General features: G+C 57.2%; 19 protein-coding genes and 7 pseudogenes. 15 read left to right on the top strand and 11 right to left on the bottom strand.

From position 1 onward, the window contains the following. Nucleotides 1-1161: 1161 nt before the first annotated feature. Nucleotides 1162-2039, bottom strand: a pseudogene (locus ACN9MU_RS21410) (slipin family protein). 701 nt (nucleotides 2040-2740) lie between these two features. On the opposite strand from ACN9MU_RS21410, the gene ACN9MU_RS21405 reads away from it, so the two are divergent. The 6 genes from ACN9MU_RS21405 to ACN9MU_RS21380 all read left to right on the top strand — a co-directional run bounded on the left by ACN9MU_RS21405 (nucleotide 2741) and on the right by ACN9MU_RS21380 (nucleotide 6875). Further along, nucleotides 2741-3190 carry an SET domain-containing protein-lysine N-methyltransferase gene (locus ACN9MU_RS21405; RefSeq protein ID WP_426343435.1) on the top strand — a complete coding sequence of 150 codons (450 nt, stop codon included), beginning with the start codon at nucleotides 2741-2743 and terminating at the stop codon, nucleotides 3188-3190. A 137-nt stretch (nucleotides 3191-3327) separates the two neighbouring features. After that, a complete protein-coding gene (locus ACN9MU_RS21400) occupies nucleotides 3328-3504 on the top strand; it encodes a hypothetical protein (protein WP_426162452.1) in 177 nt (58 codons plus the stop codon). Between the two features lie 22 nt (nucleotides 3505-3526). Next, the gene (locus tag ACN9MU_RS21395) at nucleotides 3527-3826 is read left to right on the top strand and encodes a hypothetical protein (protein WP_426343434.1); all 300 of its coding nucleotides are present in this window, start codon (nucleotides 3527-3529) and stop codon (nucleotides 3824-3826) included. 385 nt (nucleotides 3827-4211) lie between these two features. Further along, entirely contained in the window at nucleotides 4212-4850 is a 639-nt protein-coding gene (locus ACN9MU_RS21390; protein WP_426343433.1) for a hypothetical protein, read from the top strand. 26 nt (nucleotides 4851-4876) lie between these two features. Next, nucleotides 4877-6061: a DesA family fatty acid desaturase gene (locus ACN9MU_RS21385; RefSeq protein WP_426162449.1), complete on the top strand. Its 1185-nt coding sequence runs from the start codon at nucleotides 4877-4879 to the stop codon at nucleotides 6059-6061. Nucleotides 6062-6623: 562 nt separating this feature from the next. Then, complete coding sequence (locus ACN9MU_RS21380; protein WP_426162448.1) at nucleotides 6624-6875, top strand: hypothetical protein; 252 nt, start codon at nucleotides 6624-6626, stop codon at nucleotides 6873-6875. 150 nt (nucleotides 6876-7025) lie between these two features. Here the strand turns inward: ACN9MU_RS21380 and ACN9MU_RS21375 are convergent, their stop codons facing one another. The 5 genes and pseudogenes from ACN9MU_RS21375 to ACN9MU_RS21355 form a co-directional block, all read right to left on the bottom strand. Then, the gene (locus ACN9MU_RS21375) at nucleotides 7026-7205 is read right to left on the bottom strand and encodes a hypothetical protein (RefSeq protein WP_426318512.1); all 180 of its coding nucleotides are present in this window, start codon (nucleotides 7203-7205) and stop codon (nucleotides 7026-7028) included. Between the two features lie 26 nt (nucleotides 7206-7231). Continuing rightward, nucleotides 7232-7501: pseudogene (tnpB, locus tag ACN9MU_RS21370) on the bottom strand (IS66 family insertion sequence element accessory protein TnpB); the annotation flags it as partial. A 78-nt stretch (nucleotides 7502-7579) separates the two neighbouring features. Beyond that, nucleotides 7580-7765 (bottom strand): transposase, encoded by a 186-nt coding sequence (locus tag ACN9MU_RS21365; protein WP_426162447.1) that lies wholly within the window; start codon nucleotides 7763-7765, stop codon nucleotides 7580-7582. Nucleotides 7766-8139: 374 nt separating this feature from the next. Continuing rightward, nucleotides 8140-9195, bottom strand: a pseudogene (locus tag ACN9MU_RS21360) (S49 family peptidase); the annotation flags it as partial. Nucleotides 9196-9758: 563 nt separating this feature from the next. Further along, nucleotides 9759-10895 carry a sensor histidine kinase gene (locus ACN9MU_RS21355; protein ID WP_426343432.1) on the bottom strand — a complete coding sequence of 379 codons (1137 nt, stop codon included), beginning with the start codon at nucleotides 10893-10895 and terminating at the stop codon, nucleotides 9759-9761. Between the two features lie 438 nt (nucleotides 10896-11333). On the opposite strand from ACN9MU_RS21355, the pseudogene ACN9MU_RS21350 reads away from it, so the two are divergent. Both ACN9MU_RS21350 and ACN9MU_RS21345 read left to right on the top strand, forming a co-directional pair. Further along, nucleotides 11334-11750 (top strand): annotated as a pseudogene (locus ACN9MU_RS21350) (CNNM domain-containing protein); the annotation flags it as partial. An 18-nt stretch (nucleotides 11751-11768) separates the two neighbouring features. After that, the gene (locus tag ACN9MU_RS21345; protein ID WP_426337651.1) at nucleotides 11769-12479 is read left to right on the top strand and encodes a hemolysin family protein; all 711 of its coding nucleotides are present in this window, start codon (nucleotides 11769-11771) and stop codon (nucleotides 12477-12479) included. A 960-nt stretch (nucleotides 12480-13439) separates the two neighbouring features. Here the strand turns inward: ACN9MU_RS21345 and ACN9MU_RS21340 are convergent. The 3 genes and pseudogenes from ACN9MU_RS21340 to ACN9MU_RS21330 form a co-directional block, all read right to left on the bottom strand. Then, nucleotides 13440-13730: an HU family DNA-binding protein gene (locus ACN9MU_RS21340; protein ID WP_426162443.1), complete on the bottom strand. Its 291-nt coding sequence runs from the start codon at nucleotides 13728-13730 to the stop codon at nucleotides 13440-13442. A gap of 438 nt (nucleotides 13731-14168) precedes the next feature. Continuing rightward, entirely contained in the window at nucleotides 14169-14537 is a 369-nt protein-coding gene (locus tag ACN9MU_RS21335; RefSeq protein WP_426336082.1) for a response regulator, read from the bottom strand. 23 nt (nucleotides 14538-14560) lie between these two features. Then, nucleotides 14561-15106 (bottom strand): annotated as a pseudogene (locus tag ACN9MU_RS21330) (dihydrodipicolinate synthase family protein); the annotation flags it as partial. Between the two features lie 281 nt (nucleotides 15107-15387). Between ACN9MU_RS21330 and gspG the strand changes: the two are divergent. The 4 genes and pseudogenes from gspG to ACN9MU_RS21310 form a co-directional block, all read left to right on the top strand. Beyond that, a complete protein-coding gene (gene gspG / locus ACN9MU_RS21325) occupies nucleotides 15388-15825 on the top strand; it encodes a type II secretion system major pseudopilin GspG (RefSeq protein ID WP_426344898.1) in 438 nt (145 codons plus the stop codon). Next, on the top strand, nucleotides 15794-16282 hold the full coding sequence (locus ACN9MU_RS21320) for a GspH/FimT family pseudopilin (RefSeq protein ID WP_426336081.1): 489 nt from the start codon (nucleotides 15794-15796) through the stop codon (nucleotides 16280-16282). Before gspG ends, ACN9MU_RS21320 begins: the two co-directional genes overlap by 32 nt. Beyond that, nucleotides 16282-16644: a type II secretion system minor pseudopilin GspI gene (gene gspI, locus ACN9MU_RS21315; RefSeq protein WP_426162441.1), complete on the top strand. Its 363-nt coding sequence runs from the start codon at nucleotides 16282-16284 to the stop codon at nucleotides 16642-16644. The genes ACN9MU_RS21320 and gspI overlap by 1 nt, the downstream gene beginning before the upstream one ends. Then, nucleotides 16641-16688 (top strand): annotated as a pseudogene (locus ACN9MU_RS21310) (prepilin-type N-terminal cleavage/methylation domain-containing protein); the annotation flags it as partial. The gene gspI and the pseudogene ACN9MU_RS21310, both read left to right, overlap by 4 nt. Here ACN9MU_RS21310 and ACN9MU_RS21305 read toward each other — a convergent pair. Next, nucleotides 16665-16859, bottom strand: coding sequence for a hypothetical protein (locus ACN9MU_RS21305; protein WP_426343431.1), 195 nt, complete (start codon nucleotides 16857-16859; stop codon nucleotides 16665-16667). The pseudogene ACN9MU_RS21310 and the gene ACN9MU_RS21305 overlap by 24 nt on opposite strands. A gap of 253 nt (nucleotides 16860-17112) precedes the next feature. On the opposite strand from ACN9MU_RS21305, the pseudogene ACN9MU_RS21300 reads away from it, so the two are divergent. From ACN9MU_RS21300 to ACN9MU_RS21290, 3 genes and pseudogenes are all read left to right on the top strand, one after another. Then, a pseudogene (locus ACN9MU_RS21300) lies at nucleotides 17113-17478 on the top strand (type II secretion system F family protein); the annotation flags it as partial. A gap of 15 nt (nucleotides 17479-17493) precedes the next feature. Next, the gene (locus tag ACN9MU_RS21295; protein ID WP_426343430.1) at nucleotides 17494-17913 is read left to right on the top strand and encodes a type II secretion system protein N; all 420 of its coding nucleotides are present in this window, start codon (nucleotides 17494-17496) and stop codon (nucleotides 17911-17913) included. Nucleotides 17914-18151: 238 nt separating this feature from the next. Continuing rightward, nucleotides 18152-19213, top strand: coding sequence for a hypothetical protein (locus tag ACN9MU_RS21290; protein ID WP_426318506.1), 1062 nt, complete (start codon nucleotides 18152-18154; stop codon nucleotides 19211-19213). Nucleotides 19214-19368: 155 nt separating this feature from the next. On the opposite strand, the gene ACN9MU_RS21285 is transcribed toward ACN9MU_RS21290, so the two are convergent. After that, a complete protein-coding gene (locus ACN9MU_RS21285) occupies nucleotides 19369-21180 on the bottom strand; it encodes a protein-tyrosine phosphatase family protein (RefSeq protein ID WP_426343429.1) in 1812 nt (603 codons plus the stop codon). Nucleotides 21181-21303: the final 123 nt, after the last annotated feature.

Raw genomic sequence — 21303 nt, 5'->3', positions numbered from 1 at the left:
CAATGCTCCGTCGGCGTGCCACGTCAAATAGCACCCCCCATGATGACTGATGTTTTGACGGCATGGATGCGCAATAGTGCTTCAGCGTAGAACCGATTGTGAACCCCCACCATCTCGATAGCCTGATCGATCGTTTCGGAAAGCGTGATATTTGTCCTTGGTACTCGGAACTTTAGGACGGTTCGCAATCCTGTCGCAGCCAGTTTTGTCGCCTGTTCGGCACTTTCTCGCCGTTCGCTGGGCCTTGCTCCCGTAACATGTCTCGGCCATTGGTGGTTGAAGTGCGCCGTGGGCCACTCTGGGAGAGTACCCGCGTCGCCACACCATTTGGAACTGAGTGCATTTGCAGGTATTGCCATGTGAGTAAGCATCCGGAAGATGTCGCCATTTTGATCGCTGTATCGACGGCCAAGGCCATGCCTTGGTCAGGGCGAGTGAAATCTTTCATATAGCCTCCGCTTCAGTGATTACACTGCTGCGGACTGGAATCGCTATAGTCAGGGCAGCCATTGACGATAGCATGGGGACACCCCATCGCCTAAGCATATATATGGATCGATTCGGCGACACGATAGTCATGGTCTTCAAATGCTATGCACGTTGCGGTTCTCGGCGCGCAGGCCTCGATAATTGGTTGACCTAAAGTTAGCTACGCGAGGGGCAGACCACTACTGCGAAGCAGCGTGCTCACGGCGCACACCCACAGCCGGATTTTCTGGTTGCTCACGTCAACCAGAATAGATTGCACCGATCCGATGAACGGTACTTAGGCTTCCTCAAGTATAAGCGCGGGACCAAAGGAGCGCGCCTTCGCTAAACCGTAGTGCACACGAAGGAGCAGTGTGAGGCGCTTGCTCTTGCGAAGTGGACGGCACACGGCACATGCGGCCACATTGTCCAAACAGGCCTGACATTGAGCTTGATGCAGGCCTTCCAGCGCGCGGTAGATGACGCCGTCATCCCTTCGTTTCGGTCTGACGAATGAATTGGCGCTTACTTGGCGGCGGCAGCAACGTGCGTGGTAAGTGGGCTTGCTGATGCCACGCCGCGCAATGATCCTTGGGCGATACTTTGGGGGCGGAGGGCAGTTGGCGCCCATTCACCGAGTCATGCGCCTTCAGGAACTTGTACTGAGTGTTCCTGGGGATCAATAGAATTAAATCAGGCCGCAACTTTGCTCATAGCTACCTCTGGACCCGATGCCCTTCGTTCAAACCTTGCTGGCCGCTCCATGGTTGCAGGCGGATTCAAGCTATCGATCATCGTGCTGGGGATCAGGACTGTGGCGCCGCGCTCTTTTGTTGTCTCAAAGATGATATTCATCGCCCGCAGCTGCAATGCTGCAGGATGCCCTGCATACATCTCTGCCGCCTCGACAAACTTGCCGGCAATCGCTACTTCGGCAAAGCCGAGAATGACACGAGCCTGCTTTTCGCGCTCTGCCTGTGCCTGACGAGACATTGCGTCTTGCAAAGCGACGGGAATTGCTACGTCGCGGATCTCGACGGAACTGACCGATATACCCCATGCCGCCGTCTTCCGCGCAATGACATCCTTTAGCAGCGCATCAGCCTCTTTGCGTTCAGATAACAGTGACGCCAGCATCGATGCACCGATCATTTCGCGCAACGACGTTTGTGCGACGCGATCGATTGCTTCCCGATAATGAGTGATCGCCAACGCCGCTTTTTCCGCGTCGCCTACATGCCAGAAAATGATCGCGTCGACATTGACGGGAACGGTGTCTCGGGTGAGCGCTTCGGCGGCGTTAAAGGCAGTGGTCTGAATACGCACGTCGATGATCGCAACCACGCTATCGATGATCGGAATGACGGCAAACAGGCCCGCCCCCTTGACGCTCTGCAGCTTACCCAGCCTCAAAATCACAAACTTTTCCCACGCATTGGCCATCTTCAGCGATAGTGCGATGAGAACGCCGAGGGCGAAGAAGAGCAAGGCAACGTATGGCGCCCCCAGTAAAGGGCGCCGGTGCTCGCCAGCAGGCAGACGCCGACTAAGAATGATGTGACCGGGTTCATGATGATCTCCGCGGGAATGCCCGCCTAATGAGTTCGGCTCGCGTTGAGACATGCGAGGTCATGGCGAAGTCCAGAGCAACGGGATCGCTCGCCGGGAAAGTACAACACAATGCTTCGTCCAGTGCAGCATCAAGACGAACCTGTTCGGACATGTCCCTATCATTGCTGTGCAATGCGGCGTCGCCACAAGCTTGCGCTGACAAATATTCGTCCATACGAAACTCCCTTCTAAGAATATGCAGAGCCAATCGGGCTGTGTATTCAACAGGGCGAATACTTCGCTCAGATGCAATGAATTCACTATGCGCCGAATGGTCGAAGTCGTCAGTACGCACGCGCACCCATGTCATCGATATTCACGCATCACACTGGCATTCTGTGCCAGATATCGTAGGGCGCAAACCGCTTGAACCGGACCATCCCGATTCTTTCGGGAGGTGGAGATGCCCAAGCAGGGGAATTCGGCCGGCAGCGGTTAGACAAGCGTTTCACCATCGCGATGACACATTACAATCCACTTTCTGGCAGCAACTTTGCAGTCAGATTCGTGTGGTGCAGCGAAGGAAACTGATTCTTCAAGAGAAGCGCACAACGCGCCGTCGATCGAAAGGCCCATAATAGGCGTGCCATGGTGCTGCAGCATTACCGCCGAACATTGTGATGTTTTCTACGGCGGAGCCTGGCCGTTGCACGCGCGATGCATGGAAAGCGGGAGGTTCTGTAGGTATGACGAACATCAAGGCTTGTCTCGGCTACATCAAGGACACGGGCTCCTCAAAGGCAGGGGCGTGTTCGCTAGTCGGCGGATATCGACTGGTGAACTCGTGGAAGCTTGGCCTGTTGTGCTGCTTTCCCCGTACTGGGCTCAGTTTCCCGAGGAGGTAAAGCGTTTGTTGTTCAATTGGGGACATTTGACAAAGGGGGAACCCGCGGGTTGCTTAGCCCTTGGTTGGGGCAGCATGTACAACCACGCCAATCCCGCAAATCTGAGGTACGTTGCGCTTGCTGAAGAGCAGCAGCTCCATTTCATTGCCGCCCGAGACATCGAAATCCATGAAGAACTGACCATTAATTACAATCATACTGGCGGCAATGTCAGCTCGACGGATGACGTTTGGTTTCGCAAGCATGGTGTGGCATTGATTTCTTAGTCAGCCATGCGGTCGTCGCATCAACGCAGATGCCTAAATTTTAGGCGCGAACTGTAACTTAGCTGTCGGACAGGCGTCTCGCTGGCGTCCCCGACTTCTGATGTATATGGTAACTCGGGCGGTATGCTGGCAAATTCATGCTGGCGATGCAGGAATGTGGCCATGCATTGGATGAGTATGCATTCCATGACCTCTGGGTGGCGAGTGCGGCGGCGGACGCGGTGTCCTTCGCCAAGGCATGGGGGCGGGAGTGGATCGACGACTATCTCCAAGAGGCCGACGCATGCGCCCGTTTAAGCGTACACTCAGTGTGAGTCACCAAGAAGGAGATCCGTCATGAAAGACTCTGTTCCGGAATTCTCCTTCCGCGGCCTACCTTTGAGCGCCGAACAGGAATCTGAAATTCAACACTACATTCATCAACGGGAAAGGCGCGGCTTGCAGCCAGACGTTGAAGAACTGCGCGCCATGGTGCACGACATGCTGGCCCCCCCGCTAGCGAGAACCCAGGTGAGCGAGCCGAAGCGGAAGGCGCACATGCCGACGCCGAACGCGCAGCCGGCCTGGTCGATAACGGCGGCGACCCGATCGCCGCGCGCGAAGAACGTACGGCTGCCCATGAGGCCGAAGCGATGAAGCATTCAACATCGTAAGGGGGGGCTGCGGGTACTGCTCGGTGGAGAGACAGTAATGTTCCGCCGTCGACACACCGATGGTGCATGAGAGTGTCGACTAGTATTGCAAGCAATGTGTATTGGTGCGGGCGATGCCTAAATCATTAGGTGAACGTCGCTTGTGAGCGTATAGTGGGGAACAGGTACCCAGCCAACATTCCCAATTTGTGCCGGTCTTCCTCAGCATTGCAGCGTGACAGCGCAATCGCGTCAAAGCCCCTCAACGCCGTGAAGTGGTGTTATGCCTGCGCCTGGCACGCTGTCGGTGTGCCGCGCCGGAAAGGTGGGCCCGCTCGTTGCTACCGCCTTCCGGAGTCTGTTCCTGAACGCGAGCGAAGGAGTGTACCATGCGCCAACATTCAACTTCCCGGTTCCAGGGGTGGAAAATCCTGCTGAGGTGGGCCGAATTCAGGTGCCAGGACGGCTCGCTGAAGTTCGCGTCAACCGCCATCCTCAAGCATAGGGCGCCGATGGTGGATTGCACGAGCCTGCAATGGCCGGACAAGGTGACGCGATCGATTGTTTTTCCGGAAGACGCATTCAGCTCCTATGAAGACGCCAATACCGATGCGATGGCGAAGGCCCAGCGTCAGATTCTGGTAATGAACGGGAGCACGGATAGCCGTGGGAGAAAGATTATGGACAGTGCGGACAATACAGATGCGCGCCAGCAGTCCGATGAGAGCTTGGCTGCGCAATATGAGATCTCGTTCGATGGGAAAAGGTACGCATTCCGGCAGCACCGTTACGTCGTGTTCCAGGATGCCTTGCGCTATGCGGTCGCGGAACACGCCAAAGAAGGCTTCTTGCGCGACGAGGCGTTCCAACCGAGCTGGGTGGCCGCATACCGACCCACTGACGAAGACGAAAGCACGATGAGACTGCATGGTATTGACTTTATCGAGGGCCACTTCCTTTACGGCGGCTATCGATACGGTCAACTGTGTGACGCGGTCGCGTTTGCCGCCGAACATCCGAACTTGTAGGGCCGTGGTCGCGAAGGAGCTCCGGTATGGAGCAGTATCTGCAATGGATGGCCGAAGGATTGCTTGCGCTGAGCTGGTGGCAGCTGCTGCTGATCGGGCTGGTGACGACGCATGTGACGATCGTCGCGGTGACGGTCTATTTGCACCGGTGCCAGACGCATCGCTCGCTGACTTTACGCCCGCTCGTGGCCCATTGTTTCCGCTTCTGGCTATGGCTGACGACAGGGATGGTAACGCGGGAGTGGGTGGCGGTGCATCGCTGCCATCACGCCCATTGTGAAACCGAGAAGGATCCGCACAGCCCGGTGGTGGTCGGGATCAACCAAGTTCTGTGGCGCGGGGCAGAACTGTACCGGGACGCGACAAGTGACCCCACGCTGGTGGATCGCTACGGCGGTGGGGGACCGGCTGATTGGCTGGAACGACGGATCTACGGCCGCTACACCTGGCAAGGCGTCGGCTTGCTGCTACTGATCGAACTGGTCTTGTTCGGGGCGCCAGGCCTGACGCTGTGGGCTTGCCAGATGATGTGGATTCCGTTCCTGGCCGCCGGGGTTGTCAACGGCTTAGGGCACTGTGCCGGCTACCGCAATTACGACTGCAAGGAAGCCGCCACCAATATCGTTCCGTTTGGCCTGCTGATTGGCGGGGAAGAGCTGCATAACAACCATCACACGTTTCCGACGTCTGCAAAATTCTCGGTTCGCTGGTTTGAACTCGATATCGGCTGGGCCTATATCAGCCTGTTGCGGTGGTTGCGCCTGGCAACGCTGCGCCGGCCACCAGAGCGCTTGAGGCGATGCGCGGGGCAGTTCGTGCCGACTCGGGTGACCTTGAAGCTGGTCCTGGGCAATCGTGCGGTATTGATGCGCGAGCTGACAGTCCTGACTTTGGACGTGTTTCGGGCTGAACGCATGGGACTGGCGCAGTTGATCCCCCACGCGGCGTTGGTCCAGACGAAGCGTCTGCTGCGGCGCGCACCGTGTCGGCTCACCAGAACGCAGAAGGTGGAGCTGGAACAGGTGATCGTACACAGCACACGACTCAATACCATGCATGTGGCGCGGCAGGCGCTGGAGAAGTTATGGGAACGTTCGCCGGCAACGCAGGAAGAACTCCTGGCAGTCCTGCAAACCTGGTGCGTGGATGCGGAGCGCTCCGGTCCGCGCCCCTTGCAGCGATTTGCCCGACAATTGGCGAGTTATGGGTAGTGATATGAATCTTGCATTGATCCACTCAACGGCGTGCCGGGAATTGCTCAATGAAGGAGACCTGGAGGATGCGGTACGCTATTGCATCGCCCAAGGCATTGAACCACCGGTCCCGCCATGCACCAGGCTCTCCACCGACTACGAGCGGTGTGTGGACGTGGCAAAGGAAACCTTGTCGGACTACGGTTGGTGGGAGAAACGGCTAAAGGTCCGCAGTACGCGTGAACGCAGGCAGGCTGAAATGCAGGAACACTCACTTGCGAAGTCCCGGTCGCCCTCCGGTGCGGCCACACGCTGATGCGATCTTTTACGCCAGCTGGCGCCGGCCTGGCGATGTCTTGGTGAGATGGGTCCCGCAGTGCTCCAGCGTACAAGGAATGATTCCAAGGTACGCGGGCCTAACGTACATCGTGTGCCGTGACGGATGCATTCAACCCATGTGGCAGTCGCGTGGCGGCTGCGCTGAGACGCAGGGGGCAGGTGCTCGATAGTGTGAGCGTGGCGTTCGACGAGCGCCAGAAGTCCCCGCAGCAATGGGCGCGACGTCACGAAGGAGCCGGATATGCAACGCTATCGTGGTTACGAAATTGACTGTTCGACCGTCAGGGCGACTTTGGGCAAGCCTAGCGCAAAATGGTACTGCCGATTGAGCATCAGGAAAGTCGGTGATCCAATTCCGACGCGATACCAGGTTACAGTGATTGCCTGGACCATGCGCTCGGCGAGTGTGCTCGGCCTGCATCGTGCGAAGGAACGCATCGACGATGCGCTCGGAATCGAATTGCCTGCTTGGGATCCTCCCCGTGTTCAGTGACCAGGTTGTAGGGCGCAGCCCTGGTCAATGCGAAGTGCGGTAGCACTGTGTTCCGGGCCTGCCGGTGTTACCGATCGCGCGAAGAGGGGGCGTGACGTAACGCTGTTTGCGGACGAAAGACGTGCGTCGGGAGGTGTCGGCATGCGATTTCTATCGGGGCGAGTCTCTGCTGCCAAAGCGCGACAACATCGCTAGCAACTCTTCCAGTGCTACGGGCTTCGTCAGGCGGGATACCATGCGTGCGTGTGCCATGGCTTCTCGACTACCGGGGCCATCCCAACCGGTCCATGCAACAATGGGTAGTTCTGCGCATTGAGGAAGGGCATGCATGGCAGTCGCGGTTTCATAGCCGTCCATGTCAGGCATTTGAATGTCGAGGAACACGCTTGCGGCCAGATGAAGCGACCGCGCTCCAGACGCTTCGCCAGTAAGCATAAGCCGTCGCCGGTCCACCACAGCAGCTTGATCAAGTCGCCGCGCCTGCCACGGAACACAAACACGTGGCCACTGAACGGGTCTTCTTCCAGGGCCGTTTGCATTTTCGCCGCCAAACCGTTGAAACCGCTGCGCATGTCGGTGACGCCTGCTGCGAGCCAGACCTTCGTACCCGCTGGCAGGCCGATCATCGCAGCACACGCTTCAATACTTGTATCAGTGTGGCGGCGTTGGATTGGCCTTCGATGCGCAAGCGCACACGTCCAATTTCAAGAGTGATTGTTCCGGTCGCAGCTTCCGATTCCGGCACCCGTTCCTGCGTCGCTACGACCACCGGCAGCAATTCGCTGGACTGCGCAGGCGCAGCTGCTACAAGCTGCGCCTGCTTCGTACAGCTTCCTCCAAGTGAACACCTGGTTCGCATTGACGCCATGCTCACGCGCCAGCCGCGGCACCGACACGCCGGGTTATAAGGTCATCTCCACGAGTGCGCGCTTGAACTCCAGGGTGTGCTGGCGATATTTGCCGCGTGGCCCGCGCTGAATGACTGGTTGAAAATTTGTGTCCATGATCAAATTTGTGGGCACAAATGCTGTGCCAAAATTGGATCATGGCCGGGCGTGATTGATGCGTCCAGACGGTGCTGGCAAGACGCTTGCAGCGCGAACGCGGTCTGGGTGCCCACGGCGGCTGTCAGCGGATCTTGTGGGTAGGTGCCCTGCTCAGACGCGGGATCCACCGCCGCGTTGTAGACCGTCACGGGGTGGTCCGTCAATATGAATTTCACATCCGAGTCATGTGCCGACACGATCTCCCGCACACCCTCGACTCACATTGTGCAATGCATCAGGCGCAAAGCCTGCATCTCGACCATCAGGTCGACTTGGCCCAAAGAGCCGTAGCATGAGCGGATCCAGTCAAGGACTTTGGGCGCGCGCAGCTTCTGCGCTGCCATGTATTCAAAGAATTCCTGGAACGAATCGTGTACATCGGCGTGATCCCCGCGCACGAACGCGCGGACTGCTTTCGCCCCCTGGTCGTCAATGGTACCAAACAAAAACTTCTCCACTTCGCCGTTGACGATCGAGCCGAAATGGGTGGTGTACAAATCGTACTCAAAGAAGCACCTGTTCGGGCCCCATTCGTGAATCGCAGTACGCGGCACTTGTCGACCACCATGCACTACCTTATCCTTGGGGAACAAGCGCACGCCAGCCCTCCCAGCCTGCAGCCAATATGCCAGGCCAATCATGGATCCGCCGGCTATTGGCACGAACATGGCCGTACCTCCAAGGCCCATGAGTTCCTTGCACGTAAGTCGCGCCACAAGAACGTTGGGGCCAACGACTTCTGTGGCTGCGGCAGCGCCTACTCGAGCGTCGCTGACGGCCGAAAAGATCGCTCCCACGAACCGGCTGCCGAGGCTAGCGAACCCTTCACCACGTGGGCCAAAGTTGAACTCCTTGAGGTTTGTCTGTGCACCAACGACCGTCTCCATCGTTCCGATCTCGTCGACGAGGCCAAGCGCCTTCGCTTCCATCCCGCTCCATACTTCACCGGTACCGAAGTCTATCCCCGCCTTCAGATGTCGCCCTCTTTGCTGCTGCACATCCTGGACAAACGCGCCGCCGACCTTGTTTACGAGCTCTGTGGCCTTCGCGTCCGAATCATTGGTCAACGGAGTAAATGGATTCAAGAATGCCTTCAGGCGACCCGAACTATAGACACGGTGCGATACCTTCAGTTGAGCGATCGCCTTATCAAGCTGCCATGGAGCGAGGATCGCACCGATCGAGCCAACCAGGCTGTACTTTCCCGCGACAATACGATCAGCGTGCATGGTCGCCATGTACGCTGCGGATGGGCCCAGATTCCCGATGACCGCGGTAACTGGTTTGGGTACTTCTGTTTGTAAGTGACGAACGCGCTGACAATCCGCTCTGCTTCGACCGGTGCTCCGCCAGGGCTGTCGATTTTTAGAACGACCTGCTTTATGCGAGTGTTCTTAAACGCAGCTTTCTACAACGCCGATGACATCAGCAAACGGGGGAACGAAAAGCCGGTCGCCGTTGCGAAATACATAGCGGCGCCCGCTAGCGGTCCGATGATCAGAACTGATTTCAAGGCCAGATTCCATCTGTGCACGGAGCGCCGTTCCGCGTCTGAAATATCAGCAGGCGATTTTTGCATTGCGTTGTGTCGGAAAGCGAGCGATTGCCGAGCGCCTTAGTACCGCGTTCAGCTGACAGTTGCCCCGAAGCGGAACTTAGAAGTTGGAATCCCGTGGCACGAACATAGAGCGTGTTGGCGTGTGTCAGCGGAGTCATGGCGCCTTCGTGGCGAGCACATCATTCACCGTTTGGCCACGGTGTCTGCCATGGGGATTTTCTAGGCGAATGTAGTGTTTTACGTCCGAGGGGAAACCGGGTCCACGAGTTGGATCATCGCTTACTTAACGCTGTCAGTTATGGTATGGCGTGGCAGTGTGACAGTGAACACGCAGCCAACATTGGGCAGATCGCGGACGCTCAGGCGCCCACCGTTCGCCACGACGAACTGCCTGGCGATCGTCAGGCCTAACCCGAGCCCCGAGCGATCGGCGCCGCCTTGTTCAAAGGGTTGGAACATGCGTTCGGCCAATTCGGCACCTAGCCCGCCGCAATGGTCGGATACTTCAATTAGGACATTGTCATTGACAGCATGGCAGGTCAACGTGACCTCGGTGTGCGGATGCGTGAACTTGAAGGCATTCTGCAACAAGTTCACGACGGCCGCCAACAGCATCGACCGATTGCCCTTTATCGCCAATTCCGGATCGACTGGCATGATCGTCAGCCGGCACTGCTTCGCAACTGCCGCCAAAACTGATGCTGCTTCGATCTCTGCGGCAAAGTCTGCAACCGAAAAGATGTCCCGCATTCCGTCCAGGTGCTCATTGCGCACGAGTGAAACGGTGGTTTGAATCAGGCTGTCTAAGCCGTCCAGGCTGCGGTCCAAAATTCCTCCAGTTGCCCCATTCAGGTTGAGGTTGCCAGTCCGGCAGGCCGTATAGGCAAGTTTGGCGGTGCCAAGCAGGTTGCGTAGCTCGTGGACAAAGAAGCCCATCCGCTTGTTTTCTTCGGCATTGTGGCGGCCCGATTCAATGAAATCATGCTGCAGGCTAAAGGCAGTGACTGCATAGGCAATCGCATTGTCGAGGCATCGATTCAAGGTCCTGAATTCGTCGACGGCAAACGGGGCGTCGCGCTCGACCGCCAAGTCGGTGATCGCTTGGCACAGATCGCCATAGTTGTGAACCACTTCGTCGACCGTAAAGCCCAGTGCGAGCATGTCCTGACCGTGCAGAGTCGCCGATGCCTGAACCTCAGTGCGGGGCAGAGCGGGTTCCAGCTTGACCGAGATTGTTTTAGTCTGGAGCGTGCTACTTGCTTGCTCTGACCTCAATGTATAAATCAACTGTTCAAGAAACATCGGGACGCCATTTTGCAATTGCTCGGCTGTCGCGGAATGTTCACGTGTGGCGACCTTTGCTCTGCAGCGATCGACGAGTTCACTGCGATTGTTGGACAGGAATTCGTGCAGCATCTCTGGCTCCCTACCGCACTTATGGCCCAGTCGAGCACACAAACGTCGGGCGGCAAGACTTGGTCAAGTGCGATCGACCAAGAATTGAAAATGATTTCTGCTTTATCAGTATAGATGGGAAACCCAGCAATGATAGTGACCGAATCACCGGACACTCTGGGCGAAATTCTCCGACGCCAGCACAGCATCATTTTAGGAAGCCTTTTCTTTAACAAGATGAGCGAGGCGTAGGTCCCTCCGATCTCGTCAATGTGATCGTTAATGCAGTGGTAAGGTCAATGTACCGCTAGCTACGCAAACGGGGCACCAGACATTGCCTGGCTAGGGAGTAGGGATCATGTGTCAGGCGCGTTAGAATGACCGAGCAGATTGGGGACTGAAAATTCTGCCGCCAAGCCGGATCACAATTGATACCTCGGCAGGTTTGCTGATCCCAATAAATTCATGTCCACAGTACAGATAGGCATCACGTCGATAGGTGTCCTGAATGGTATTGTCGGCGAAGCGACCCTTGCCCGTCCGTTTGGCGAATGGTTGATGTCTCTCGGCATCCCCTCTGCCTGGTCCAACAATCTGTCAACGGCTCTGGTCGTCCTCACAATCACCTATTTTTCGATCGTGCTGGGCGAACTAGTTCCCAAGCGCCTGGGCCAACTGAATCCAGAGCCGGTAGCGCGTGTCGTTGCACGTCCTATGCTGATTCTGGCAGGGATCGTCAAGCCATTTGTCAAACTGCTTTCGGCATCCACTCAGCTGATATTGCGAGGCTTGGGCGTGCGACAGGCTGGTCCACAGACGATCACGGAAGAGGAACTGCACATGATGCTCGAAGAAGGATTTGAATCCGGTGTTATCGAAGTCCAGGAGCACCAGATGGTGCGTAATGTCTTTCGTTTGGAGGATCGCCAGTTGGCGTCCTTTATGGTACCGCGCAATGATGTCATCTACTTTGACCTTGATGACGAGCTGGTGACCAATATGGCGCGCTTCGACAATTGCGAACATTCCCGCTTCCCGGTACTCAGGGGCGGCTGGCATCAGGTAATTGGAATCGCCAGCGCGCGCCAAATGCTTACCCAAGCAAGGCAAGGTGCCCAACTGGACTTGGGAGTCCATCTTCAGTTGCCGGTCTTCGTTCCGGAAACATTGACGGGCATGGAGCTGCTGGAGCACTTCAAGCAGACTGGCACCCACCTCGTGTTCATTGTGGATGAATATGGCGAAGTGCAAGGTATCGTGACGCTGCAAGACGTTTTGGAGGCCATTACCGGCGAGTTCAAACCTCCGTGCGCGGAAGACAGTTGGGCGGTTGTCCGTAGGGATGGCAGTTGGCTCCTAGAGGGATTGATTCCGGTCCCCGAACTGAAGGACCGGCTGGCACTTCAAAGCGTGCCCGAAGAGGAAAAGAGTCGGTATAACACCCTCAGTGGCATGATCATGCTTCTGCTCGGGACTATTCCGCGAACAGGCGACATCTGTCACTGGCAGGGGTGGGATTTCGAGGTGGTTGACTTGGATGGTCTCCGCATCGATAAAGGATTGGCCACTCGACACCCGCTCGCGTCCCGCGAACATACTGAGTAGCCTGGTGCCTGACGCGGTGCCTGGTCAGTGGCTGGCCGTGCCGAACGCCGAGATGCAAAGTCTTCCGGTGGCCTTGTTCGATTCGAAAGGGCAACCATGCAAGGGGACTATGGATATGCTATCTTGGTGCCGTCGGATCAGATTGGAGTTGGATCATGTTAGTTCCCACGGAACGCCGACAACAGCGAGTGAAGACAACCGTCATTGATCATGCCATTGACTTGGTCTGTACGCATGGCTTGTCTTATGCGTCAACATATCTTCGCAATCAGAAATTCGGCGACGAGACAATTGCGCGTGTGCTGAGTGGTTCCCAGGATCAGCACCGGAAGCATGACTGTTCAGACCAACATGCTGAACTACCATATGCGTCAGAATCGCAAGAATCCGATAATGCTGTCGTGCGGCAACTTAGCTATAGTTCGCGCTCAGGAAGCGGTAATTCACGCTGATGCAATGGAAGTGTCTTGCTTCGCTATTTCTAAGGCTTTAAAGGCCCAATCTCCCTGCTTGCTTGCAAAGAATTGAAGGCAAAGTAGGAATCATTAATGAGATGGGCGGCAATTCAAGGCCCAGCTGGGATTTCTGCGCGATGAAGTTGGCGCGCTAAAAAGCAAGATAAAGGGCACTAGAAACGCCCCCGCGACCACCGGCTGTCAAATCATCTGAAGTGCAGAAAACATCGCGGCAGTGCTTCACCGCCAAAGCTTTCGCTACCATGCGCCGTGCGCGGTCGATTAGGACTATCCCTCGCAGAAATGGGACGACTCATTGGCGCGTCTGACCCGTCTGTGCACAAGTGGGAAGATGGCGCCGCCGTTCCGCGTTTGAAATTTCAGCAGGCAATCTTTGCATTGCGTGGTGTCGGAAAGCGAGCGATTGTACGGCATCTTGGTATTGCGTCCAACTGACAGTAGCCGGCTGGCGCCATTTCCCTGGAGGCGAATTCCGCGAGTCGAATCAAGTGCGTTGGCAATTCTTGATTAACGTGGAATCCGGATGAAACACCACCACCCGCCTGGCACACACGGTGCATGGCGCCATCGTCCTCGGATTCCTGCCTGGTCTCGCAGCTTTTGCGAGGATCCTAAACTTGCCAAATCCTTGGAGTGAGACCTCTTCTCCCCGCTCGAGCGCGAGTGCAATTTCTTCGAAAAGGTTTTCGATGAATTTTTGTGCATCCCTCGAAAAAGTGAAGCCGGTTGCGGACTGGAGAGAGGCGGACAGGTCGACGCGAGTAATCGTATGCATGCAGTCCCCATTGCTTTCACATTCTCGCGCAATTGAAATACCAAGTTGCGCTTATGCCTCTTCAGCTAAGCGTTCAGCGGTAGTAGAGATGGATCGAGTGGCGCATCTTGGAACTACTTAATTTCGGTATGGATCTCCCTGATACTCTCTGCTGTCTCGATAACGGTAGCCGTGGTGATAGTAATTGTAGTTGCCGTCTCTCCGGTCATAGCTTCGAGAGTGGTACCGTCCCTCGACACCGTAAAGTGGCGAAACGACACAGCCACTTAAGCTGATGACAGCGCTGCATAGGATAATTAGCGTCTTCATGATGACCTCCATTCAGGTTCACTAATTTTCTTGTAGCACGCAGTCCGCTCTTAGTCTGTACGGCAAGATACATATCAAGAGACAAGTGCATTGATACCCCGTAGCGCAAGGATGGTGTGAGGATCACCGTCAACTGCGATCGGTGAAATACCCAACCCTTTGCAGAAGTTGGCCATGATCAAATGGCTTCGCAATGTAGTCATCGAACCCGGCGTCCAAAATGCGTTCCCGGTCGCCAGCCATGGCCAAGGCCGTTACGGCAATCAGTGGAATGGCGCGCGTTGTTGGGTGTGCGCGTAGCATCTTTGCTGTTTCGATACCGTCGACACCTGGCATGTTGATGGCCATGAGTATCAGGTCTAGCGGCTGCTGGCGGGCAATCTCGATTCCGGGAAGGGCGCGTTCAGCGAGGAACAGTCCATGGCCTTCATTCGAAAGCAGGACAGTGAGCACCTCCATGTTTACTGGCGAATCTTCGATAACCAAAATCCTGGCCATGTCAGCACCTCTAAGAGGGGAGTACCCACCGTGCTGCGAAGATCCGGCACGCGACGGATATCGTCGCTCGATTCTTTAATGGCGACAATTTCCTCGACGTCGGACAGCTCCAGAAAGTCGCTCGGCGTCAGGTCAACGTTGTAGGAAACGGGATTGTTGTAGACCATGATCGGAAGTTTGGCAGCTTTGGCGATAGTGCGGAGGTTGGACTTCGCTTCAAATGCGTCGGCGGCATACAGAACGGAGGGCATCACCATGAGACCGTCCACGCCAAGGTCGCGTGCTTCACGCGCGTAGCGTTCGGCGTTGGTAGTACGGGTCTCGCTGACATTGGCGAGTACGGGAACGCGCCCTTTGGAGACGGCGACGGCAGTCCGTGCAACGGCAAGTTTTTCGTCAAAGGACAATGTGCTCGCTTCGCCCAAGGAGCCGCAGGTCACGAGGCCATGACAGCCATTATCGATCATGTACGAGAAGTGTCGTTCCATCGCCGCGTAGTCGAGCTCTTCGTCCGCATTGAATTTAGTGGTTACTGCGGGGAAAACACCCTGCCATTCTTGAGTATTCATAGAATAGGTCCTTTGTTTAAAGATGTGGTTTCGGTTTAGGCAAGTATGATTTGTGATGACTCTTGCTGGGGCGCCATTTTGTTTGAGGCGTCCGGTCTTTGGGCGTCGATCTGCGGAAGTCAGACCGTTTCACCGTTCAAATTCGCTCGCCATGAACTCTGGTCTTCCTTCTGTGTCGGCGAACAGAAAGGCAGCAGAGTGGGTTTTTTCGGACCAGTTCACCTATTCCGAAGTGTGCGAAGCCGATAGACTGCGAAACTTCGTCGGATTTACGAAAGCTGATTTGTGCGGACTTGAACAAAACACCATTCGGGTGTTTTACATTGATCGAGATCATGGTGGTCGTGGTGATCATGGGCGTGCTGGCGGCCCTAGTGCTGCCTAAGGTGCTCGATCGCGTCGGCCAGTCAAAGACGGCCGCCGCCAAGGTCGAAATCTCCACCGTCATGCAGGCGCTGAAGATGTACAAGCTGGACAACCGGCGCTATCCGACCACGGAACAGGGCCTGCAAGCCTTGATGACCAAGCCAACCGCCGGCCCAGTGGCCAACGGCTGGAAGGCCCCGTACCTGGAGAAGATGCCGAAGGATCCCTGGGGCAATCCGTACCAGTTCCAGTCCCCGGGCGTGAAGGGGGAAGTCGATGTGTTCTCGTATGGGGCCGACGGCCTGCCAGGCGGCACCGGCGATGATATTGATATCGGCTCCTGGGAAATCTGAACGCTCAGGCGGCTTTACGCTGATCGAGTTGCTGGTGGCGCTCGTCATCATCGGCATCACGCTCGGCCTGACCGTGATGAATGTCGCGCCGTCCCAGGCGCAGGCCATGCAGAAGGAAACGCAGCGCATCGCGCTCCTGCTGCAGCGGGCGCGCGATGAGGCGATCGTGCGCAACCGGCCGATCGCCTTCGAGGCGGCACCGGACAGCTACCGCTTCCTGGTGCGCAACGACAGGACCTGGGAGACCCTGCCGCAGGATGACCTGCTTCGCGAGCGCCCATTCGAGCTCGGTCCCGTGACCCTGGTGCCGGACCCGCCGATCAATGTGTCCGGCACCCTGCGCATTGTCTTCGGCCGCGAGCCGGTCGACCGGCCCTTCGTGCTGACCATCGCTAGCGGTGACCTGCGCGCTTCCATCCGCGCCGACGGCGTCGGCCATTTCGTTGTGGACCAATAATGCGGCAACGAGGCTTCACCCTGCTGGAAGTGCTGGTGGCGCTGCTGATTGTCGGCACCGCACTGGGCGCAGCCCTGCGTGCTATGGGCAGCCTGACACAGAACAGCGAAAATCTGCGCACCACCATGATGGCCACTTGGTCGGCCGAGAACCGGCTGGTGCAGGTGCGCCTTGCCAAGAGCTGGCCGGCGCCGGGCAAGACGTCCTACGAATGCCCGCAGGCCGATCTGCATTTCATCTGCGAGGAAGAAGTGATCATCTCGCCGAACCCGCGCATGCGCCGGGTCGAAGTCAGCGTGTTCGAGGCGGGCGCACCCGATCGGCGCATCGTCAAGCTAGTCCAACTGGTGCTGCAGGAATGAAGAATACGTGCGGCTTTACCCTAGTCGAACTGCTGGTCGCGATCACCGTGCTGGCGATCGTCGCCGTGATGGGCTGGCGCGGGCTCGACGGCATCGTGCGCTCGCGCGAGCAGCTCACGCAAAACATGGAGCAGACGCGCGGCATCCAGCTCACGTTCGCCCAGCTGCAGAGCGACCTGGAGCAGATTGCCGACAAGCCGCTGTTGCGCGAACACCAGAACATCCTGGCCGATAATTCGCGCCTGGTCTTCATCCGCACCGTGTTGTCGGAGAATGCAGCGTCCCAGCTGCAGTTAGTGAGCTACATCATCCGCGACGATGTGTTGTCGCGCAGCGAGTCGGCTGTCACGCGCGACCTGGTGCAGCTGGACGCGCTGTGGCAGGCGGCGATCGGCCAGTCCGGCGCGCAATCGGCGGTGGACCTGCAGACCGGCGCGAACGCCATGGAAGTGCGCGTGTGGGAGGCCGGGAGTGCCTATCCTGCGCGCACTGGAAACCAGCCGCGACACGCTGTCCAACGTGGCCATGCGCCAGCTGGTCGAGCAGGCCAGCGATTCGGTGCGCGAAGGCGCCAGCCTGGCTCGGTCGCTGTCGGCGCAAAAGCACTTTCCGCCGATGCTGATCCACATGATCCGTGCCGGCGAAATCACCGGCGAACTGCCCGCCATGCTGGACCGCGCCGCCAGCGCACAGGAATCGGACCTGGAGCGCCGCACGCTGACCATCGCCGGCCTGCTGGAACCGATGCTGATCCTGGCGATGGGCGTGGTGGTGCTGCTGATCGTCTTGGCCGTGCTGATGCCGATCATCGAAATCAATCAGCTCGTGCGCTGAACCTGGAGAATCGAATTGAAACGTTTGCCTTTGATCTGCAGTGTGGCCGCCGTCGCGCTGCTGTCTGCCTCGCTGGCCTATTGGGGCATGCAGCTGTTCAAGCCCAAGCAGCGCCCGATCGCGGCGGTGCCGGTGGCGCAGGCGCCGGAAGCGAACATGGACGCTGCGCGTGGGCTGTTTGGCGGGAATACCGCGCTGGCAGCCGTCAGCAATTACCAGTTGCGCGGCGTGGTGGCCGATACCCGCGGCCGTGGCAGCGTGGCGATCATTTCGACCGACGGCCAGCCTACCAAGGCCTTCCCGGTCGGTTCCGAGGTGTCGCCCGGTGTCAGCGTGAAGGAAGTGCAGCCGCGCCATGTGATCCTGATGGAAGGCGGGGTGCAGAAGCGCCTTGACCTGATGAATGATCAGCGCGTGAGTTCTGTCGGCAACTAAATACCGCGTCCGCGGAGGCGCGACCGGGCGCGGGAGGACTCCCGCCGGCGTGGCAGCCACATGAACCTCGTTACAACGCATTGTTTACCGGCCAGACCATTTAGAAAAGACGGACGTTAAACGGTCCTGTTTTTATCACCCGCTGGAAACTTGCCATAGAGCCTGGGCCATACTCGATTCCGAATCAAGCAGGGCACAGGGCCCGCTTCCCTACAACTATCAAAATGGAAAAGGCATCATGAACAAACAGATCGTACGACTGGCTTCGGTCGCACCGCTTTGCATCGCTCTCTTTGGTTGCGGAGGCGGAGGCGGAGGTGGTGGTGGTACGGCCACTGGTACGGCAACTGTGACACACCCAGGTACCGACACCGGGCACGGCACCACAACCGAGCCAACCAAACCGGATAGCGGTGGTGGCACCGTAACCGACCCAACCAAGCCGGACACCGGTGGCGGCACTGTAACCGATCCAACCAAGCCAGACACCGGCGGCGGTACCGTAACCGATCCAACCAAGCCTGATGAATCGAAGCCGGGGAGCGGCGATCAAAATCTGGCCAACGGCATCTGGATCGGTGCCGCAGCGGATGGTCGTGCCAGCTTTGCCCTGGTGGCAAACGGTACGCCCAGCACGCCATTCTTCCTCTCATCGGCACCGGCGGGCGGCGGCGCGCCGGGCGGTTATGCCGAGGTCACCGGAACGCTGCGCGAAGACTTGGTCACCGGTTATATGAACCTTAATGACGGCGCCGTGGAAGCCAAGCTGTATGCGCCGGAAGGTGCGTCGGGCGCTGCTCAGCGCGGTATCTTGCGCGGGCGCTTCAATCCGCAAAACTCCCTGACTGTCGAACTGGTCGGTCAAGCGGGCGAGAAGCAGGCGAGCTACCAATTCAACTACAGCGCCACTTCCGATCAGGCGCAACAATTGGATCTGCTGCACGGCAGCTATGGCACCGCGGGGGAAGGGCCAGTTTTGACCATCAGCGGCCCTGCGGGAGCTACGATGGCGATGGTCAGGGCAACCATCGGAAGCTGCACCTTCCGCGGCATGATCATTCCCAGCAGTGCGGGCAAGAATCTCTTTAACATCAACCTGCACGGCGAGGGCGCCGCTTGCCCGGCGCAGGGAGATCGCAGCAGTCTGAATGGCCTGGCGGCGCTGGTTAACTTGCGCCCGGGCGACCGCGCGCCGAGCCTGATTTTCGGCGCGTCGTATGTGACTGCTGGGATGATCTCAGGCCAAAGCTTTGCGATGCCTCTGGTCGGCGCTAGCGGTGCCCTGGTCAAGCAGCAGTAAGTTTAGCTAAGTGGCAGGGAGCGCTGGACTTTCGGTCCGGCGCCCTTGTCAACGTTTGCTCGGATATGCTGTTGCGGTTGAGCGCCGCACGGCATACCGATTCAGCCTTACGCCATTTTAGGACTCTTCGATGGATTGGTTCCGATATTAGGCGTTCAGCCGATTCTAGCGCTTCTCACTCGTTGGAGACTCATATCTGCGGCCTCGGCTTCGCGAGCCGTTCTCGCACGGTTAATTGCACCTTGCTTCTCAAGCAACGCGTCCAGCTTACGTTTCGTAGATCTATTTCCAATACCGCCGAGAAACGTGTCGCGAAAGCGATAGGAAAGGGATGTTGTCTTATTTTGCAAGCGGGCGATCTCCTTTTTCAGGCGTGCTGGGTCACTTACATCAGGAAATTGCGGGGGGCGAGGTGCGGATGGCTGTGAATGCGTTGTAGCATCACTATTCCGCGAGGGTTGAGCTTTTTCTGTTTTAGATACTGTACCGATTCCATAGCTTCTAACTAGGTCCACCCGCCTTTGATTCTCTTTTGCATTGAAGTCTGATGTCAACTCCCTAATTGTGCCCTTGTCCGCAGTTAGTTTCGCCAGCACACGGTTTTGCTCCCCATTTCCCAAGCCACCAAATAAAGTGTTGAGCATGCGATAGGAAAAGGTATTTTGCTCTTTGAATCCGTTTCGCAGTCCACGTCTTATCTCCCTCCGTTCCGTAACTCTGGCCTGCGCAGGCTTCTGGCTCTGAAGTACCGACGGGGGTGGGCGCGATTCCTCACCTGCGTTACGCGAGGTTGAAGGCGGAGTGGATTGCGATCCTTGCGTCAAATGCAGCGGCCGTACCGGGACCTCGGGCCTTTCCTTTGGGCGGCCGCTTTGAGCGTTCGATGTGGAGGGCCCCCGCTGATCCGGGACTGCGGGTGCTGATGGTTGTCGGTTTTGGGCTACCGGCGGGGTTGTTTGCTGCTCGGCCGCGACCTTGGAAGCGAGCTCGGACAACGCCTGGGGTGATGGCCGAGGTGGAACTTGAGGGCGCGACTGCTTCTGAGCGATCAGTTGTACCGCCGAGTTTTGTCGGACCCGACCCGTGCTTCCGATTGAAGCATCATAAAGGCCATGTGCCAGATCTTTCGCGTAGTCGCGCAACCTACTGTATTGGGCCAAGCTTTGAACCATCATATCGCTGCGTTGTTCGCGCAAGTCTACGATATGCTCTTTGAGCACGTCTAGCCAGTTGGCTGACGTTAATTTGCCTTCCTGACGGCTGCGTCGCAAATTTGCCGCCGTGATCGCAGTGCCGGAACGGCCCACTCCAGCCGTGCAGTGAATTACAAGTTTTTCCCCTGAATCCGAGGCATTGAGCTTGTCTTGGATCTTGTTGACCATGGCCGCGATTTCGTGAAGTTGTTCGACGGTTGGAGCCTGAAAATCTTCGATAGGGATATTCACATAATTGATTGCATGCTGCTTTCCGCCCACGGAAACTTCCAGTAATCCTGTCTGAGCCGCCGAATCCGCAATGCCGCGAATGCCCCGCTGTGGATCTGTCAGGTGGAATGTTGCCGACTGATCCTGGGTCCCGAACGTCATAGGCTTCTTTGGTGTGTAGGCAGAGTGCAGCATATCTTTGATCTGACTCAGATCAATAATCCACTCCACCTTCTGGCCAGTCAGCACATCAGCAAACTGCAACATGCTCTCTGGCCGATTATTTTGAGGCGCGCCACAGATAATAGTACTGTTGCCTACCTCGTGACCATTGAACTTCCTTCCTTTGCTGTCTTCAAGACAGCGGTCGCTGATAGATATATCGTTGAAACCGCCGACCACTTTCGAGTTCAATTCGGGCCGGCGCGCCATGTTTTTCAGTTCAATAAACTCGCGTTCAGCAATATCAAGCGAAGTTTCGGCACTGCCGCGGTTAATTGCACCGCGGATACTTGATCTGTTAGCATCAATTTGTCTTGTCATTTCCGTTGACTCCAGTCGTTCAGCACCATGCTGAGCGTTCCTTCAAAGTGCCGGCTCCAAGCAATTGAGTTCAACCACACGGCTGCCCCACTGGATACTTGCAAATATTTCATTGCGTGTTTA

The organism is Pseudoduganella sp. R-32 (genome assembly GCF_049913245.1).
In the GTDB taxonomy this organism is placed as follows: domain Bacteria; phylum Pseudomonadota; class Gammaproteobacteria; order Burkholderiales; family Burkholderiaceae_D; genus Rugamonas.
This window is presented reverse-complemented; position numbering and strand designations above follow the sequence as displayed.